This window comes from Nocardia sp. NBC_00881, assembly GCF_045207455.1.
Lineage (GTDB): Bacteria > Actinomycetota > Actinomycetes > Mycobacteriales > Mycobacteriaceae > Nocardia.
The window spans coordinates 3374262-3391551 of sequence record NZ_CP108798.1 but is presented as its reverse complement, the minus strand read 5'-3'; the positions used below and the strand labels follow the sequence as shown (position 1 = coordinate 3391551).

The window sequence follows — 17290 nt, the reverse complement described above, 5'->3', positions numbered from 1 at the left end:
GGCGTGTCGCATGGTCGACCGGCGCGGCACGCGGGCGCTCATCCCGCTCGAAGTGTCGCCGTCGGCTTGTTCACCGCGGCCGAATCATGTGCCCACTGGTAGCCGTGGCCGCGCAGCGTGGACGCAGTCTGGCCATGTACACCCCCTCTGCCGGAGACCGCTTGTCTCGGGCGAGCGGAGGAGGTAGTTGCGTGCGTGGGATCGAGGTCTTCGGGCGCAACGACAGCTCCCGCGTTCTCCGGCAGGGTCCCGGTATCGCGGACCGCGAAGCCTTCGATGCTCAGCTCGGCAAGGACCGGCTCAGCGAACTCGCGGCGCGACCTTCTCGCCGAGTAGTTCGATGTTGTGCAGCACCTTCTCGTGTGGCAGCGTGCCGACGCTGGTGTGCAGCATGAAGCGATCCAGGCCAAGGGTGTCGCGGACGTCAGCGACCTTCTCCGCCACAGCATCCGGCGTGCCGACGAACAGCGAGCCACTTGGCGAGCGAAGTGCATCGAACTGGGCGCGAGTTATCGGACCCCAACCGCGTTCCCGCCCAATGGTGCTCATCGCCAAGGCGTACGGCTCATAGAAATCCGCAACGGCTTGCTCTTCGGTATCGGCGACATAGCCGTGTCCGTGCACCGCCACCGGTTGCTTCGCGTGCCCGCCTTCTTCCAGTGCCCGGTGATACAGATCGACCAGCGGCTTGAATCGTGCGGGCTCACCGCCGATGATCGCAATGGCCAATGGCAACCCGAGCAGCCCGGCGCGAATCACCGACTCCGGGCTGCCGCCCACCGCGATCCAGACCGGCAGCGGCCGGTTGTCGGTGCGCGGATAGACGACGGCGTCGCGCAGCGGCGCCCGGAACTTCCCGTTCCAGGTGACCGGCCCCTCCTCCCGGATGTGCAGCAGCAGTGCCAGTTTCTCCTCGAACAGCTCGTCATAGTCGCCCAGGTCGTAGCCGAAGAGCGGGAACGACTCGGTGAACGAGCCGCGTCCGGCCATCAACTCCGCACGGCCGTTGGATAATCCGTCCAGCGTCGCGAAATCCTGATACACACGTACCGGATCATCGGAGCTCAACACGCTGACCGCGCTGGTCAGCCGGATATTCTCGGTGCGCGCGGCAATCGCCGCAAGCACGATCGCGGGCGCGGAGGCGGCGAAGTCCTTGCGGTGGTGTTCACCGACGCCGTAGACGTCGAGTCCGGCTCGCTCGGTGGCGACGGCCTCCTCGACCACTTCGCGCAGCCGCTCGGCCGCGGTCGGTGCGGGCTGGTCGTCGACCGGGTACAGCTCGGCGAACGTCGTGAGTCCCAGTTCCACGGTTCGAGCCTCTTTCCTGAGTTGTTTCGATGTCAACCAACATCGTAAACGGACCGCGGTCCGATGCTATTCCAGCTGGCTCTCGGCATCGGCTCGGTCGTCCCATTACGCTGTTCGCTATGTCTGTCCGCACCCGCAAGCCGCTCGTCCCCGGCACGCAGTCACCCACCCGCGATGTTCCCCGCACCATCGAACGCCCGGAATACGCGTGGAAGAAAACCGCCAACGAGGGACATGAGCCCTGGGTGCAGACCGTGGAGACGATCGAGAAGATGCGGATCGCGGGCAAGATCGCCGCACAGGCGCTGGAAGAGGCGGGTAAGGCGGTCGCGCCCGGCGTCACCACCGACGAGCTGGACCGGATCGCGCACGAGTACATGTGCGACCATGGGGCGTATCCGTCGACCCTGGGCTACAAGGGATTTCCGAAGTCCTGCTGCACCTCGCTGAACGAGGTGATCTGCCATGGCATCCCGGACTCCACCGTGATCGAGGACGGCGACATCGTCAACATCGACGTCACCGCCTACATCCACGGCGTGCACGGCGACACGAACAAGACCTATCTCGCCGGCGACGTCGATGAGGAGGTGCGCCTGCTCGTCGAGCGGACCGAGGAGGCCACCAAGCGGGCCATCAAGGCGGTCCGCCCCGGCCGGGCACTCAACGTGATCGGCCGGGTGATCGAGTCCTACGCCAACCGCTTCGGCTACGGCGTGGTGCGCGACTTCACCGGTCACGGCGTCGGCCCCACCTTCCACAGCGGCCTGATCGTCCTGCATTACGATCAGCCCGCAGTGGAGTCGATCATCGAACCCGGCATGACGTTCACCATCGAGCCGATGATCAACCTCGGCGGCATCGACTACGAGATCTGGAACGACGGTTGGACGGTAGTCACCAAGGACCGCAGGTGGACCGCGCAGTTCGAGCACACGCTGGTCGTCACCGAGTCGGGGGCCGAGATTCTGACACTGCCATGAACCGCCGCCTGACCGGGCGCATGTCGCTGGATGGAGGTCGGCTCGCGACGTGGGCGGTCCGGGAGGTGCGCGTGAGTTCCTTTGTGCTGCTGTGTATTCCGGTCGATTGCGGTGCGTCAACTCCTTTCGGCTCTGCGTTCGAGATCGGCGTGCCGCGGTGAGGGGCGCGCTCCTGGTCGCGGGCACGACTTCCGATGCGGGCAAGAGCGTCCTTGTGGCCGGAATCTGCCGGATGCTGGCGCGGCGCGGCGTCCGCGTGGCCCCGTTCAAGGCGCAGAACATGTCGAACAATTCCGTGGTCACGCTGGACGGCGGGGAGATCGGGCGTGCGCAGGCGTCGCAGGCGCGGGCGTGCGGGCTGGAACCGAGCGTGCGATTCAATCCCGTCCTGCTCAAGCCGGGCAGCGACCGGCGCTCACAGCTGGTGGTGCGGGGCACGGCGGTCGGTACCGTCGGCGCAGGCGATTACTTCCGGCACCGGCGGGAGCTGCGCAATGTCGTCGCCGCCGAACTCGCCGCGCTGCGCGCCGAATTCGACGTGGTGATCTGCGAGGGCGCCGGATCGCCCGCCGAGATCAATCTGCGGGCCACCGATCTGGCGAACATGGGTCTGGCGCGGGCCGCCGAGTTGCCGGTGCTGCTCGTCGGCGACATCGACCGCGGCGGCGTGCTGGCGCACCTGTTCGGCACCGTCGCCATCCTGGAACCGGAAGACCAGCAATTGATCTCAGGGTTCGTCGTCAACAAGTTCCGCGGCGATGTCGAGCTGCTGCGGCCCGGTCTGGACCGCCTCACCGAGCTCACCGGCCGCCCTACTCTCGGGGTGCTCCCCTACGTCGAGGGCCTCTGGATCGATGCGGAGGACTCGCTCGGCACAGTCGCCGACGCGCCGGTCGGTCGCCCGCGTCCGCCGGTGGGCACCGAGTGGCTGACCGTCGCGGCGGTCCGGCTGCCGCGCATCTCCAACTCCACCGACGTCGAGGCGCTGGCCTGCGAGCCGGGCGTCGCGGTGCGCTGGGCGACCGAGCCGTCCCGGCTGGCGGGCGCCGACCTGGTGGTCGTGCCGGGCAGCAAGGCGACGGTGTCGGATCTGGAGTGGTTACGGCGCACCGGTATTGCCGACGCGCTGCGGGCGCGCGCGGCTGCGGGCGCGCCGATATTCGGCATCTGCGGTGGGTACCAGATGCTCGGGACCCGCATCGTGGACCGGGTCGAGTCCGGCGCGGGTGTGGTCGAGGGTCTCGGGCTGCTCGACCTGGCCATCGAGTTCGCCGAACCCAAAGTGCTGCGCCGCAGCGAGGGACATGGCGCGGGAATTGCCGTGCGAGGCTATGAGATTCATCATGGCCGCGTCGTCCACCGCGGCGACCGGGCGTGGCTGTCCGTCAATGGCGAAACGGAGGGCAGCGTGCGTGGCGCGGTGTGGGGTACCCACCTGCACGGCCTGCTCGAGTCGGACCGGTTTCGCCGCAGTTGGCTGCGCGCGGTCGCGTCGGCCGCGGGGCGCACGGGTTTCGTTGTCGCCGAGGATGTCTCGGTCTCCGCAGTGCGCGATGCTCAGCTCGATCTGTTGGCCGACCTGGTCGAAGATCACCTCGACCTCGCGCAGTTCGAACGTCTCCTCGCCGACGGGGCGCCTGCGGATCTGCCCACCCTGGTCACCGAGTCCGCTCGGACTTGACTTCCGGTGAGTGTTGAGGAAGGCGAAGGTGTTCCTTCGAGCTCCCCAACTCGCCTGGCCGGCGACAGCCTCTGCGCCACCCGGTAAGTGGCGGGGCACGGCCCTGCACCGCCGAGCGGATGGATAGGTTGGTGCACCCCGACGAAGGAGATGCACCGTGCTTGCCCGCCCCAGCGTTCTGTTCGTGACCGATCTCGCCTACCAGGCGTCGGGACGGTGCTACTGCGACGAGGACATCTTCCTTACCTCCCGACTCCGCGAGGACTTCGATATCGCCCTGTGTCACCCGCGGAATGTCGATGCGCTGATGGACTCCTTCGACGCGGTCGTGGTCCGCAACAGCGGTCCCGTGCTGCACTACCAGAAGGAGTACGACGCCTTCCGGAAAGAGGCCGCGGTGCGCGGCACACGGGTCTACAACCCGCTGTCCGGCCGAGGCGACATGGCCGGCAAGCAGTATCTGTTGGACCTGACCGCCGCCGGATACCCGGTCATCCCCACGATCGACCTGCCCCAGAATTTGAGTTGCCTGCCCGAGACCGGCCACTACGCGGTCAAGCCGAAGGCCGGAGCTGACTCCATCGGCCTGACCTTCATGCCACGGGATCAGCTGGGTGGCCTCGTCTACGGCGACATCCTGGTCCAGCCGCGCATCGACTTCCGTTACGAGGTGTCGTTCTACTATGTCGACGACATCTTCCATTACGCCCTCCATGCCCCCGACCCCACCCGGCGCTGGGTCCTCGAGCCTTACGAGCCCACCGATGCCGACCTCAGCTTCGCCCGCCGTTTCATCGACTGGAATGCCCTCGACCACGGGATCCAGCGCGTAGACGCCTGCCGCACCCGAGATGGTGAACTGCTCTTGGTCGAGCTGGAGGATCTCAACCCTTACCTCTCCCTGGACTGTGTCAACGACCGGATTCGCGACACGTTCGTCACCAGCATGACGGCCTCCCTCCATCGGTTTCTGGACGCCACCCGAAGCGCTTGAAACGGCATGCCGCCGCAGCCTTCCCTGACGCCAGGTAGCTTGCCGCCGTATCGGTTGACGCAGCCGACGTGGCCCCTTACCTTGCAGTAAGGAATTCGGTCTCGGGTAAGGCGCCGGGACCAGCGGCGCGAAAACGATCACAGTCGGTGAGGTAGATGGCGACAGAAAAGCGGCCCACCAACAGAGGGGGCAACGTGGTGTCGGCGACCGTGACCAGCAAAGGCCAGATCACCATCCCGATCGACGTGCGTGTGGCCATGGGCTTGCGTGCGGGAGTGCGGGTCGCCTTCGTACCCACCCCCAACGGAACCTATGAGCTGGTGCCCGAGACACGCACGATCAAGTCCCTGAAAGGCATCGTCGGCTGGTCCGGCTCGCCGATCGGCCTCGCGGAGATGAACGAGGCGATCGCGGGCAACGTCGTGGAAGGCAAGCAGCAATGATCGGTCTGGACGCGAATGTCCTCATCCGCTACCTCACCCAGGACGACCCTGTGCAGTCCGCTCGGGCCAACCAGGTGATCGACGGACTCAGCGAGAGCAGTCCGGGCTACGTCACGATGATCGTGCTCGCCGAGATTCACTGGGTGCTGCGCCGCGGCTACAAGCAGGACCCCGAGGCGGTCACCGACGTGCTGCTCGGTCTGCTCGACTGCACTGAGATCGTGGTCGAGCGCGCCGACACCGTGCGCCAGGCGCTGCGCCAAGCCGCCGACGGCGCGGATTTCGCCGACGCGTTGATCCAGCAGATCGGTCAGGAGGCGGGGTGTGACAGGACGGTCACCTTCGATCACGACGCAGGTGAGCGGGCGGGAATGCGGTTGCTCGCCTGAGTCGACCGCACTCGACACCCCTCCTTGCCGCGGTGATCCGTGTAGCGTGATTCGGCATGAAATCTCGGCAGATCACGGTTGGTGACGGGGCTTGGACCGTGCGGATCGACGGGCCGGAGTCGCGGCACAGTGTGCTGCTGCTGCCCGATGCGGGCGACGCGGTGGACGTCTACGACCGGGTGTGCGCCCGCCTGCACACCTCGGATCTGCGCACGTTCGTGCTGGAGTCGATCGAAGGCCTGGACGCTGCGGGCGTAACCGCGATCCTGGACGAACTCGGGCTGCCCTGGGTGAACGTCGCCGGGCGCGGAGCGGGCGCCGCGCTGGCCTGGCAGGTGTGTGCGGGCGGCTTCGGTCGATTCCAGAGCCTCGTCGTCGCCGACCGCGGCCACCCCGCTGTTCCAGGCGCCGACGGCACGGTGCTGGATGCGAAAACTCGTCCGGTGGAGGTGCCGACGACGCTGCTGGTCACCAAGAACCTGCCCCGTTCGGTGGCAGACACGTCCGGGCGGTTCGTCTACGGCGAGTTCCGGGTGGTAAAGGTCGACGTGACCAACGTGGCGACCGAAGCCGACCACGAGCTGGCCACCGAGATCGTGCTACGCACAAGCCTCTGGTGAGTTCTCGCCAGCGCCGACCCGGTAGGCCTCCAGCCAGTCCAACCAGCTGTCGAGTTCGGCGAACGCGCTGGACAGCGGCTCGGGGCCGGACAGGAACACGTCGTGCTTGGCGCCGTCGATCGGCACCATATTGGTGCGGTCGCCGAGACAGCCCGACCAGCGCTGGATCTGCCTGACGTCCAGCACCGCGTCGGCCACGTCCACGGCGGGCCCGTACTCCCTGGCGAACTTGGTCATCCTGGAGCGCAGGATCAGCGACGGCACCCCGATATCGAGGCCCGCGTGCAGCCGCGCGTGGCCGTTGCGGATCGCGCGCAGCCAGCCGAGCCGAACGGGGAAGCCATGCAAAGGTTTCCAGTCCAAGTTGTAGTCCCACTCGCCGGCCACCGACCGGTGCAGGCTGTCCCCGTAGGTGCTGACCTTGCCGCCGCCCGGCAGCTCGACCATCCTCCGGAATCGCCCGAGCCCCTTGATGATCGGCGTTCCGATGGTCCGGTAGTAGGACGGGCCGTGCAGGTCGAACCACGGGCTGTTGAGTACCAGCCCGGTGACCCCCGCGGCGGCCGTTCCGCGCGTACGATTCAGCCGATCCAGCCACAGCGGGACGATCAAACCGCCGGTGGAGTGTGCGTTGAGCACCACAGGAGCGCCGGTCTCCTCCTGGACGATCCGCAGCGACTCGTCCAGTTCCCGGTCGTAGAAAGCGAGATCCGTCACATAATGCGGAGTGTGTCCCTCCCGCAGCGATCGGCCGCACTTACGCAGATCGAGCGCGTAGAACTGGAAACCGCGTGCGGCGAAGTGCTCGGCGAGATGCTCCTGAAAAAAGTAATCGGTGAATCCGTGGACGTAGAGCACCGCGCCCGCGGTCTGCTCGACACTCCCGTTCGGCACGTAGCGCACCAGCGTGGCGACCACGTCGCCTTCGCGGTCCGGATCGGTCCCCAGCGGGAGCGTGCGCTGCTCGTAATGTGGGCCCAGGACGTCGGTGCGCCAGCCTCCGCCATCCGGGGAGGTGCTGACCGGCTCGGCGAGCGACTGTTCATTCGTCACCCGACCAATCTATTTGACGGTGGCTCCGGCCCGACAGGGCATGGTCCATTCCAGGCCTCGGAGTGACGACGATCTTTGTCGCATTCCGCACATTTCCCAGGCTGGTTGCCAGGGATGCGCGTGGTGAGGTGCACAATTGGGCTTAGGTGAACGGCGGGTAACCTAACCTCCGCCATGCTGTTCGGGAAGGCGGACGCCGGACCCGGGCCACAACAACACACCGTGCCCAGGCAGGTCCACCCGCCCGGTGGGCCCGCGCAGAAGGACAAGGAAGTCGATCTACTCGTGCGGAACGCTGCCATGACTGAAAAGACCGATGTAGTACTCATCGGTGCCGGCATCATGAGTGCCACTCTCGGCGCGCTGCTGCGGCAGCTGCAGCCGGACTGGTCGATCTCCCTGTTCGAGCGGCTGGACGCCGCCGCGGCAGAGAGCAGCGACCCGTGGAACAACGCGGGCACCGGACATTCCGCGCTGTGTGAGTTGAATTACAGCCCGCGGAACGCCGACGGCTCGGTGGACATCAGCAAAGCCATCGACATCAACGAGCGGTTCCAGGTCTCGCGCCAGTTCTGGTCCTACGGCGTCGAGAACGGCATCCTCGGTGATCCGTCCACCTTCATCAACCCGATCCCGCACGTCAGCTTCGTGCACGGCGCCGAAAACGTACAGTACTTGCGCAGACGATACGAGGCGTTGGCGCGGCACCCGCTGTTCGAGGGCATGGAGTACATCGACAGTCCCGCGGAGTTCACCCGGCGCCTGCCGCTGATGGCGCGCGGACGGGATTTCTCCGATCCGATCGCGCTGAACTGGACCGACCGCGGCACCGACATCGACTTCGGTGCGCTCACCCAGGAACTGCTCGCCTACCTCGGCGCCACCGGCGCCGACCTGGCCTTCGGCCATGAGGTGCGCAACCTGTCCAAACAGTCCGACGGTTCCTGGCTGGTCAAGGTGCGCAACCTTCGCACCCGCGAAACCCGCACGGTGGTCAGCAAATTCGTGTTCGTCGGCGCAGGCGGCGGCGCGCTTCCGCTGCTGCAGAAGGCAGGCATCGAAGAGGCCAAGGGATTCGGCGGCTTCCCGGTCAGCGGCCAGTTCTTCCGTTGCGTCAACCCGGCGCTCATCCACCGGCACGAGGCCAAGGTGTACGGCAAGGCCGCGGTGGGCGCGCCGCCTATGTCGGTGCCACACTTGGACACTCGCGTGATCAAGGGCAAGCCCGGGCTGCTGTTCGGTCCGTATGCGGGCTGGACCCCGAAATTCCTCAAGGACGGCAAGAATACCGACCTGTTCAAGTCGGTGAAGCCGAACAATATCTTCTCGCTGCTCGGTGTCGGCGTTACCGAGCTGGGCTTGACAAAATACCTGGTCAGCGAGCTGCTGAAGTCCGAGGCGGGCAAGGTGTACACCCTGTCGGAGTTCATCCCGCGCGCGGAAGCGAAGGATTGGGAGCTGATCACCGCGGGCCAGCGCGTCCAGGTGATCCGCCGCAAGGGCGCCGGTGGAGTACTCGAATTCGGCACCGCCGTGATCGCCGCGCAGGACGGCACCATCGCCGGACTGCTCGGCGCCTCACCGGGCGCCTCGACCTGTGTCACGGCCATGCTCGACGTGCTGCAACGCTGCTTCCCGCAGGAATACGCCGAGTGGACGCCGAAGCTGAAGGAAATGGTTCCCTCGCTGGGCATTGAGCTGTCGGACAACCCGGCTCTGTTCCAGGAAGTGTGGGATTGGACCTCCAAGGCGCTGAACCTCACGAACACGCCGAAGTACGTAGGGGTCGCGGCGAACGCTCAGGTGTGATAGCAAGGCGCGATGATGTCAACGGTTGCTCTCAAACGGTCATGGGCGCAGGATCTCGACACCGCCACGCTCTACCAGCTGTTGAAACTTCGCGTCGAAGTTTTTGTCGTCGAGCAGAAGTGCGCCTACCCGGAGCTGGACGGGAAGGATCTGCTTCCCGAAACCCGGCATTTCTGGCTCGACGACGAGGGTGAGGTCATCGCGACCTTGCGCCTGTGTGAGGAGCACGAGGGCGGGGTGAAGAGCTTCCGCATCAGCAGGCTCTGCACCGTGGTGCCCGCACGCGGCCACGGCTACACCACGCGGCTGCTGCAGGCGGCACTGGCCGAGGTCGGCTCGGCGACAGTACGGCTGAACGCGCAGAGCTATCTGCGCGACCTGTACAGCAAGCACGGCTTCAAGGTCGACGGCGACGAATTCGACGAAGACGGCATCCCACACTTGCCCATGCGCAAGGGCTCTGTTTGATTTGCCGCGCCTGCGGCGCGAACGTCGCTCGTAAGACTCGCTCCCGACGGGGTTGAGAGTCGTGGAACGGTGGTTTTGTAGCTCGGCCACGACTCGAGCCCGGTTGGTTTGCGCGCCTGCGGCGGGACGTGTTCGCTATCCCCTTTTGACTCGGGCTGCGAACGGGATGCTCTGCCCCGCGTTGTTCGAAGGCCGGGGGCAGGGCGAGGGGGACAAGGATGTGGCTGCGGGGCGATTCGGTTGGTTCGGGGGCGGATGGAGGCTGCCGGTCGGTGGCTATCGGGGCGTGCCTAGAGTTGGGGCGTGTCCGTGTCCCATGCCGAAACCGCGTCGATGTCCGACCAGCTGAGCGGAGTTCGTCCGACTTCGGACGGCGAGGCCGGGTTTCCGTTCTCGGCCGTCGTCGGGCAGGAGCAGCTGCAGCTCGCGCTGATCCTGTGCGCGGTGCATCCCGGTATCGGCGGTGTGCTGGTGCGCGGCGAGAAGGGCACCGCCAAATCGACTGTGGTGCGCGCGCTGGCCCAGCTGCTGCCGCCCGTCGTGGACGAGACCGGGGCACGGCCCGCTCGACTGGTGGAGCTGCCGGTCGGCGCGACAGAAGACCGTGTGGTCGGCTCACTGGACCTGGAGCGGGTGCTGCGCGACGGGGAGCAAGCGTTCCGTCCTGGCCTGCTGGCCGCCGCGCATCACGGCGTGCTCTACGTGGACGAGGTCAACCTGCTGCACGACCACCTGGTGGACGTATTGCTGGACGCGGCCGCGATGGGACGGGTGCACATCGAACGCGACGGCGTCTCGCACTCGCATCCGGCGCGGTTCGTCCTGGTCGGCACCATGAATCCGGAGGAGGGCGAGCTGCGTCCGCAGCTGCTGGACCGGTTCGGGCTGACCGTGGACGTGGCCGCATCGCGAGAAGTGGACATCCGCATGGCGGTGGTGCGCCGCCGACTGGACTACGAGGCGGACCCGGCCGGGTTCGCGGCGCGGTACGCCGGGGCTGACCGCGAGGTAGCCGAGAAGATTCTCGCGGCCCGCGATCGGATCGGCCAGGTCGTGCTCGACGACGTCGAGTTGCGCAGGATCGCCGCGCTGTGCGCCGCGTTCGACGTCGACGGGATGCGGGCCGACCTCGTGGTCGCCCGGACCGCGACAGCGCACGCCGCATGGCGTGGCAATGCTGCGGTGGCAGAAGAGGATGTTCGCGTCGCCGCCGAGCTGGCGCTGCCGCATCGGCGCAGGCGCGATCCGTTCGACGAGCCAGGCATCAGCGACGAGCAGTTGGACGACGCCATGCGTGCGGCCGCGGCCGAGGCACAGTCGCCCGCGCAGACCGGCGAATCCGAGCTCGCGCCGCCGTCGAGCGAGGAACCGGGGGAACGCGGGCCCTCCGACGACCCGGAGGATCCTTCCCCACCGGACGGTCCCGGTGGCGGCAACGCGCCGGAAGGATCCAGTGGCGCCCCGGTGTCCGCCGCGGCGCCACCGCCGCGCTGGGAAGTGCCCGGTGTGGGCGAGGGCGCACCCGGCCGCCGCTCCCGGGCCGAATCCCGGCACGGGCGGGTTGTGCGTTCCAGCGCCGACACCTCCTCCGGCCTGCACCTGCTCGGCACCGTGTTCGCCGCCGCACCGCACCAGCGCGCCCGTGGGCGCGGTGCGGGGCCGCTGAAACTTGCCGCCGATGATCTGCGCGGCGCATATCGCGAAGGGCGGGAAGGCAATCTCGTCGTGTTCGTGGTCGACGCGTCCGGTTCCATGGCCGCGCGGGACCGGCTGTCCGCCGTCACCGGCGCGGTGGTCGCGCTCCTGCGCGATGCCTACCAGCGTCGCGACAAGGTGGCCGTCATCACCGTGCGCGGCACCGAAGCCGAACTCGTCTTGCCGCCGACCTCCTCGGTCGACATCGCGGTGCGCCGCTTGTCCGCGATGCGCACCGGCGGGAAGACGCCGCTCGCGGCGGGCCTGCTGAAGGCGCGCGACGTCGTGCGCCGCGAGCGCGTCCGCGACCCGCGCCGCAGGCCGATGCTGGTGCTGCTGACCGACGGTCGCGCGACCGGCGGCATCGATCCGGTCGGGCGCGGTCGCGCCGCCGCGGGACTACTCGCCAAGGACGCGGTCACCGCGATCGTGGTCGACTGCGAACGCGGCATGATCCGTCTCGGCCTCGCGGCGGACCTTGCCCGTGACCTGCGCGGCGGATATTTGAGGCTGGCCGAGCTGACCGGAGATTCGGTCGCCGACATCGTCCGCGCCAGCTCGGGGCGTGCGTCGGTGCGGCCTGCTCGAGCAGGGTGAATCGGTTATCGGATCGAAGTCGGGTTCATGGTGGGCCGAACAGTAGCAAGGAGATTCGATGCCCAAGGGCGTTCCGGAAACCGTGCCCGACGACGGGCTGACCACGCGACAGCGACGCAATCAGCCGGTGCTCGCGGTGCACACCGGACCTGGCAAGGGTAAGTCGACAGCCGCGTTCGGGATGGCGCTGCGGGCCTGGAACCAAGGGTTCGACGTCGCGGTATTCCAATTCGTGAAGAGCGCCAAATGGAAGGTAGGGGAGGAGGCGGCCTTCCGCGCCCTGGGCAAGCTGCACGAGGAAACCGGCGCTGGCGGGGCAGTCCAGTGGCACAAGATGGGGGAAGGCTGGTCGTGGACCCGCAAACAGGGCACCGACGAGGACCATGCTGCGGCCGCGCTCGCGGGTTGGCAGGAAATAGCCCGGCGTCTGAAGGCGGAACAGCACCGCTTCTACGTCCTGGATGAATTCACTTACCCCCTGAAGTGGGGCTGGATAGATGTCGCCGAAGTGGTAGACACTCTCCGAACCCGTCCCGGCAACCAACACGTCGTCATCACCGGTCGCGACGCTCCACGACCCCTCCTCGAAGCCGCCGACCTGGTCACCGAAATGACCAAAATCAAACACCCTATGGACGCCGGTCGCAAAGGCCAAAGAGGCATCGAATGGTAACCCCCACTCCATTGAGTGGCACCACGCTGGGGCAACTCGCGAGCAGCCCCAGCCATGGTGTGCCACTCGCCCCGGAGGGGTGGTCGAGGTGAGGGCTGTGGTGGTTGCGGCTCCGGCTTCGGGGAGTGGAAAGACCACGGTGGCTACCGGTCTGGTGGGGGCGTTGCGGCGCGTGGGGCATCGGGTGGCACCGTTCAAGGTCGGGCCGGATTACATCGATCCGGGGTATCACGGGTTGGCGGCGCGGCGGCCGGGACGAAATCTGGATCCCGTGTTGGTGGGGGCGGAACGTGTTGTGCCGCTCTATCGGCATGGGGCACAGGGGTGTGATCTCGCGGTGGTCGAGGGCGTGATGGGGCTGTTCGACGGGCGGATCGACCCGAATCACTCCGGGCCGGTGGCGGAGGGATCGACGGCGCAGGTCGCGAGCCTGCTCGGTGCGCCGGTGGTGCTCGTAGTGGACGCCCGTGGTCACAGTCAGAGCCTGGCCGCGCTGCTCCACGGGTTCGCCACCTTCGACAGCGGGGTCCGGCTCGGCGGGGTGATTCTGAACCGGGTCGGCAGCGCGCGGCACGACCTGGTGCTGCGCGCGGCGTGCGATCGTGTCGGTCTGCCGGTGCTCGGGTCGCTGCCGCGGATGGCCGAGTTGGAAGTCCCCTCCAGACATCTGGGGCTGATTCCCGCGGTGGAACACGGTGCCGCAGCAGCGGCAGCGGTCTCCGCGATGACGGAACTCGTGGCCGCCCACGTGGATTTGCCCGCGATCACGGCGCTGGCCCGATCGTCGACCACCGGCCCGGCATGGGAACCCGCTGCCGCCGTGCGCGGTCTCGACGGTTACCAGGCATCCGTCGGTACCGACCGCGATGGTCCTGGTGATTCCAAGGCATCCGCCGGGAACACCCACGGCGCGGTCGCCCGCGATGTCGTCGACCAAGTGGGCCCACCGATTGCCATCGCGGGTGGGGCGGCGTTCACTTTCGGGTACGCGGAGCATCGGGAGTTGTTGGTGGCGGCAGGCGCGCGGGTGGTCGTGTTCGATCCGCTACGAGACGAATTGCCCACCGGCACTGCTGGGCTGGTATTGCCGGGCGGGTTTCCGGAGGAGCATGCCGCAGAGCTGGCCGCCAATACCGGACTGCTGGGGGCGGTGGCCGAGGCGGCCCGGCGGGGAATGCCGATCCACGCCGAATGCGCTGGGCTGCTCTATCTGACCCGTTCTCTCGACGGGCACCCCATGGCAGGCGTGGTGGCCGCCGACGCCGAGTTCGGACCGCGCCTGACCCTCGGTTACCGAGATGCTGTGGCGCTGGCCGACTCCCCGCTGTGGCGGGCCGGGGAGCGGGTGCGCGGGCACGAGTTCCATCGGACCCGCCTGGTGTCGGCGCCGTCGGCCGCCTCGGCGTGGGGTTGGCACGGCGCCGACGGTGAGCGCATCCGTGAAGGTGCGCTGGTCCGGCATGTGCACGCCTCGTACCTGCATACCCATCCCGCCGGAAACCCCGAAGCCGTAGCTCGTTTCGTTACCGCCGCGGCGGAATTCGCGAGTTCTCGTGCCGTCTGCTGAACTCGTGGTCGGCATCGGACTTCGGCCACGGACTTCGGCCGATCGCATCCGCGCCGCGCTCCGAGAAACATTGGGTGACAAGGTGATCGGATGCTTGGCCACGCTCGAGCAACGCGCGGCGGACCCTGGCCTGCGTACCGTAGCCGCCGAGCTGGGTGTGCCGGTCATGCCCTACTCCGCCGCCGACCTGGCGATGATCGATGTCCCCAATCCGGCGAGCCGGACACTGGAGGCGGTCGCGACGGCAAGCGTCGCCGAGGCCGCCGCTGTCCTCGCCGCCGATGGCGGGCCGCTGGTGGTGCGCAAGCGGGTCGTGCAGGGTGTAGTGATCGCGGCGGCGCGCGTGGGCCACCCGAGGTAGCGCGGCTCTGGCCTGCGCTCGGTTGATCGAATGCGCGTGCTCACCCCGACCTGGCCGACCTCGTCCCGGCAGCGCCGCCGACTCGTCTTCGGTCGCGGTGCACACCGCCTCCGGTCGAGACGACGTGCCGGCTCCACGGGGCAAGCGGCTGGACGGTCGAGGTCGCCGATCCGCGGGCCGAAACGACGTACCTCGCACTGGACGAGGCTCGACGAGATGTGTACCAGTTACGCAAGGAGTGCTACAACGACCCGGTGTCCGTAGAGCGTGATCGGCGTGGTGGGCAGCCTCCCGACCGCCGGGCCGAGCGCAGTGGGTCCGGCGGACCGACTACGTCGGCGCATCGACTTACGGTGCGACCGCGCCCCAGTCGGGGAAGCCGGTGGGGTCGTGGCGGCCGATGCTGGCGTGCTCGAACAGGCCCCAGCCTTCGGCTTCGCCGCAGCGGGCGTGTGCGACGTGGTCGATCACGCCATACGGGATACGGGCGACGATGGACGGGTCGGTGAGGTCGTATCGGCTGGAGGAGGCCCAGTCTCGGCCCTTCCATTGGCCGTGCTGCCAGTCGGGGTCACCGCCGTAGCCGCAGCCGACGTGCAGCGGGACACCGACGCCCGGTGTGATCTCGATTTCCAGCGGCTTGCCGTCCGGTGTGGTCATGGACAGCCGGGCCGCGACGGGAAGTCTTGTCCCGGAACGATATTCGATCGTTATTCGCGGCCAGCCGAGTTGCTCGGTGCGTCCGTCCGGCCAGATCCGCGTCGCGTCGTTGAGCGTGCGCCTGCCATCCGGGTCCTCCTGCACGATGACCACCACAGCGAACTCCTCGAACCGCAGCGGCACATACAGCCACCAGAAACCACCGGACGGCTCGGTAGCCGCGCGTCCGGGCGGCTCCGTCTCGCCGACCGGACGGATGCCCCACGAGCGGTCCCTGGTCCCGGTCCACACCATCGGGTCGACCGCGATGTCGTCGCCGTCCATGTGCAGAGTGCCCGCCCATGAGCCGGTCTGCGCGAACCGGGACGCGTCGATGATCGGCCGGTTGCCGGTGAGCATGAGGTGCGGCTGTTCCTGCACGGCGGGGAAGGCGCCGGTCCAGGTCAGGTCGAAGCCCAACTCGTCGTGCTCGCACACCACCCGGATGCGTTGCAGCGGCTCGAGCACGTCGACGCGGTAGCCGCCCACGCGTTGATCGAGGCTGCGTGCGCCGAGCGCGTCGGAGAACCGCACCGCCCGCAGCGTGTCACCGCGCCGGACGGCGGCGTAGGCGTCGATCACCCCCAGGTTGGGGTACACACCGAGGCCGGTGATCAGCAGCGTGCCACCGTCGCGGTCGTGGGCGTTGAAGTAGGCGCGGTCGTAGAAGTTCCGGTCACTGCTGGCCACTCGGGCCAGCGACAGCGGAGTCTGGTGGATCGGGTATTCGTCCAACGGCACAGGCATGGTCAGTCCCATTCGTAGGTTCCGTCGAGCAGCGCTTCCAGGCTGGTGCGGTGCATGACGTAATCGTCGCGGTCGGGGGTGTCGGTGTCCTCGCCGAAGTGGATCATCCTGCGCTTCACCCTGGCCATGACGATCGCGTGCCGCAGTGCGGCGTAGACGAGGTAGAAGTCGAGGTCGCGCACCATATACCCGGTGAGCTCCTGATATTTCGTCACCACGTCGTCGCGGCGCAGGAAGTCGGGGAGGCCGGGCTGCCCGAAGCGAGTGGCGAGGTCCTGGAAGAACCGGTGGATGAAGATCACCCAGCCCAAGTCGAGTTCGCGCGGCCCGAGCGCGGCCATCTCCCAGTCCAGCACCGCCACGGGGTCGAACTCCTGGTAGATGATGTTGCCGGGGCGTGCGTCACCCCAGCTGAGCACGTCTGGTCCGGGCTGGGCGGGCCAGTGCTGCGCCAGCCATGCGAAAGTTCGCTCGATGAGCGGGATCTCGAAGCCGTCATCCGCGAGCGCCCATCGGTACCAGGCTTTCTGCGCAGCGACGTGCCTGTGCAGCGACCGGCCCGGTCCGCTCAGCATCGGGAAACGCGCGGCGGGATCCGGGATGTCGTGGATCTTCGCGATCACTTCGACGGTGTTGTGGGTGAGGCGGCGGCGCTCCGCGGGGCCGGCCTCGAACAGCCAGCCGACGAACACGTACGGCGGGTTGTCCGTCGGTATTCGGCCGTCGACCCGGCGCATCACGAAGAACGGTGCGCCGAGCGGCTTTTCATCGTTCTCCAGCCAGCACAGTTCGGGCACCGGCACGTCGGTGGCGGCGGCGACGCCCGCCATCACCCGGTACTGGGTCGCCAGGTCGTATGTTTCGAACACGGGGAACGATCCGGCTTCGGGCGCCATCCGCGCGACGAACGACCCGCTTTCCCCTCGGCCTCCGACGCTCCACTCGGCGTCGAACAGGATCGACGTGCTGGACATGCCACCGGACTGCGGGCGCGACAGTTCTGAGATCCGCGGCGGACGGTCGGCGGAAACCTTCGAATCCAGCCAGCGCGCGAGGTCCTCGGCGAGTATGTCGAGATCGCGTTCGCTGACGGTCAGTTGCTGTCGCTGTGCCGGATCGGGATCGTCGGTCATCGTTGAGAATCCTCCTGACGCAGGAACCCCAGACCCGCGACGCGCTGGGATATGAGACTGTAACGCG

16 protein-coding genes are annotated in these 17290 nt (G+C 67.6%); 12 read left to right on the top strand and 4 right to left on the bottom strand.

What is annotated here, in order from left to right; all coding sequences use genetic code 11:
• Positions 1-300: 300 nt before the first annotated feature.
• Positions 301-1311, bottom strand: a complete 1011-nt coding sequence (locus OH799_RS13880; protein ID WP_406280257.1) for an LLM class flavin-dependent oxidoreductase — start codon at positions 1309-1311, stop codon at positions 301-303.
• Between the two features lie 119 nt (positions 1312-1430).
• On the opposite strand from OH799_RS13880, the gene map reads away from it, so the two are divergent.
• From map to OH799_RS13850, 6 genes are all read left to right on the top strand, one after another.
• Entirely contained in the window at positions 1431-2294 is an 864-nt protein-coding gene (gene map, locus OH799_RS13875; RefSeq protein WP_406280255.1) for a type I methionyl aminopeptidase, read from the top strand.
• 157 nt (positions 2295-2451) lie between these two features.
• Positions 2452-3975, top strand: a complete 1524-nt coding sequence (locus OH799_RS13870; RefSeq protein ID WP_406280253.1) for a cobyric acid synthase — start codon at positions 2452-2454, stop codon at positions 3973-3975.
• A 157-nt stretch (positions 3976-4132) separates the two neighbouring features.
• A complete protein-coding gene (locus OH799_RS13865) occupies positions 4133-4969 on the top strand; it encodes a hypothetical protein (RefSeq protein ID WP_406280251.1) in 837 nt (278 codons plus the stop codon).
• Between the two features lie 155 nt (positions 4970-5124).
• A complete protein-coding gene (locus tag OH799_RS13860; protein WP_406280249.1) occupies positions 5125-5412 on the top strand; it encodes an AbrB/MazE/SpoVT family DNA-binding domain-containing protein in 288 nt (95 codons plus the stop codon).
• On the top strand, positions 5409-5801 hold the full coding sequence (locus OH799_RS13855; RefSeq protein WP_406280247.1) for a PIN domain-containing protein: 393 nt from the start codon (positions 5409-5411) through the stop codon (positions 5799-5801). The genes OH799_RS13860 and OH799_RS13855 overlap by 4 nt, the downstream gene beginning before the upstream one ends.
• 56 nt (positions 5802-5857) lie before the next feature.
• Complete coding sequence (locus OH799_RS13850; RefSeq protein ID WP_406280245.1) at positions 5858-6421, top strand: alpha/beta hydrolase; 564 nt, start codon at positions 5858-5860, stop codon at positions 6419-6421.
• On the opposite strand, the gene OH799_RS13845 is transcribed toward OH799_RS13850, so the two are convergent.
• On the bottom strand, positions 6401-7474 hold the full coding sequence (locus OH799_RS13845) for an alpha/beta hydrolase (RefSeq protein ID WP_406280243.1): 1074 nt from the start codon (positions 7472-7474) through the stop codon (positions 6401-6403). The two genes, OH799_RS13850 and OH799_RS13845, sit on opposite strands and share 21 nt — an antisense overlap.
• A gap of 300 nt (positions 7475-7774) precedes the next feature.
• Between OH799_RS13845 and mqo the strand changes: the two genes are divergently transcribed.
• The 6 genes from mqo to OH799_RS13815 all read left to right on the top strand — a co-directional run bounded on the left by mqo (position 7775) and on the right by OH799_RS13815 (position 14644).
• Positions 7775-9283, top strand: coding sequence for a malate dehydrogenase (quinone) (gene mqo / locus OH799_RS13840; RefSeq protein WP_406280241.1), 1509 nt, complete (start codon positions 7775-7777; stop codon positions 9281-9283).
• Between the two features lie 12 nt (positions 9284-9295).
• On the top strand, positions 9296-9751 hold the full coding sequence (locus tag OH799_RS13835; RefSeq protein WP_406280239.1) for a GNAT family N-acetyltransferase: 456 nt from the start codon (positions 9296-9298) through the stop codon (positions 9749-9751).
• A gap of 333 nt (positions 9752-10084) precedes the next feature.
• Positions 10085-12043: a magnesium chelatase subunit D family protein gene (locus OH799_RS13830; protein WP_406282095.1), complete on the top strand. Its 1959-nt coding sequence runs from the start codon at positions 10085-10087 to the stop codon at positions 12041-12043.
• A gap of 58 nt (positions 12044-12101) precedes the next feature.
• Positions 12102-12716, top strand: coding sequence for a cob(I)yrinic acid a,c-diamide adenosyltransferase (gene cobO, locus OH799_RS13825; protein WP_357270569.1), 615 nt, complete (start codon positions 12102-12104; stop codon positions 12714-12716).
• Positions 12717-12813: 97 nt separating this feature from the next.
• Positions 12814-14283, top strand: coding sequence for a cobyrinate a,c-diamide synthase (locus OH799_RS13820; protein ID WP_406280237.1), 1470 nt, complete (start codon positions 12814-12816; stop codon positions 14281-14283).
• Positions 14270-14644, top strand: a complete 375-nt coding sequence (locus OH799_RS13815; RefSeq protein ID WP_406280235.1) for a cobalamin biosynthesis protein — start codon at positions 14270-14272, stop codon at positions 14642-14644. Before OH799_RS13820 ends, OH799_RS13815 begins: the two co-directional genes overlap by 14 nt.
• 348 nt (positions 14645-14992) lie before the next feature.
• Here the strand turns inward: OH799_RS13815 and OH799_RS13810 are convergent, their stop codons facing one another.
• Complete coding sequence (locus OH799_RS13810) at positions 14993-16102, bottom strand: hypothetical protein (protein ID WP_406280233.1); 1110 nt, start codon at positions 16100-16102, stop codon at positions 14993-14995.
• On the bottom strand, positions 16093-17223 hold the full coding sequence (locus tag OH799_RS13805) for a phosphotransferase family protein (RefSeq protein ID WP_406280231.1): 1131 nt from the start codon (positions 17221-17223) through the stop codon (positions 16093-16095). The genes OH799_RS13810 and OH799_RS13805 overlap by 10 nt, the downstream gene beginning before the upstream one ends.
• Between the last annotated feature and the right edge of the window lie 67 nt (positions 17224-17290).

Excerpts from the sequence above, each read along its gene's own strand:
- map (WP_406280255.1), top strand. The coding sequence starts at position 1,431 with ATGTCTGTCCGCACCCGCAAGCCGCTCGTCCCCGGCACGCAGTCACCC.
- OH799_RS13830 (WP_406282095.1), top strand. The coding sequence starts at position 10,085 with ATGTCCGACCAGCTGAGCGGAGTTCGTCCGACTTCGGACGGCGAGGCC.
- mqo (WP_406280241.1), top strand. The coding sequence starts at position 7,775 with ATGACTGAAAAGACCGATGTAGTACTCATCGGTGCCGGCATCATGAGT.
- OH799_RS13855 (WP_406280247.1), top strand. The coding sequence starts at position 5,409 with ATGATCGGTCTGGACGCGAATGTCCTCATCCGCTACCTCACCCAGGAC.
- OH799_RS13810 (WP_406280233.1), bottom strand. The coding sequence starts at position 16,102 with ATGGGACTGACCATGCCTGTGCCGTTGGACGAATACCCGATCCACCAG.
- OH799_RS13860 (WP_406280249.1), top strand. The coding sequence starts at position 5,125 with ATGGCGACAGAAAAGCGGCCCACCAACAGAGGGGGCAACGTGGTGTCG.
- OH799_RS13850 (WP_406280245.1), top strand. The coding sequence starts at position 5,858 with ATGAAATCTCGGCAGATCACGGTTGGTGACGGGGCTTGGACCGTGCGG.
- OH799_RS13805 (WP_406280231.1), bottom strand. The coding sequence starts at position 17,223 with ATGACCGACGATCCCGATCCGGCACAGCGACAGCAACTGACCGTCAGC.
- cobO (WP_357270569.1), top strand. The coding sequence starts at position 12,102 with ATGCCCAAGGGCGTTCCGGAAACCGTGCCCGACGACGGGCTGACCACG.
- OH799_RS13835 (WP_406280239.1), top strand. The coding sequence starts at position 9,296 with ATGATGTCAACGGTTGCTCTCAAACGGTCATGGGCGCAGGATCTCGAC.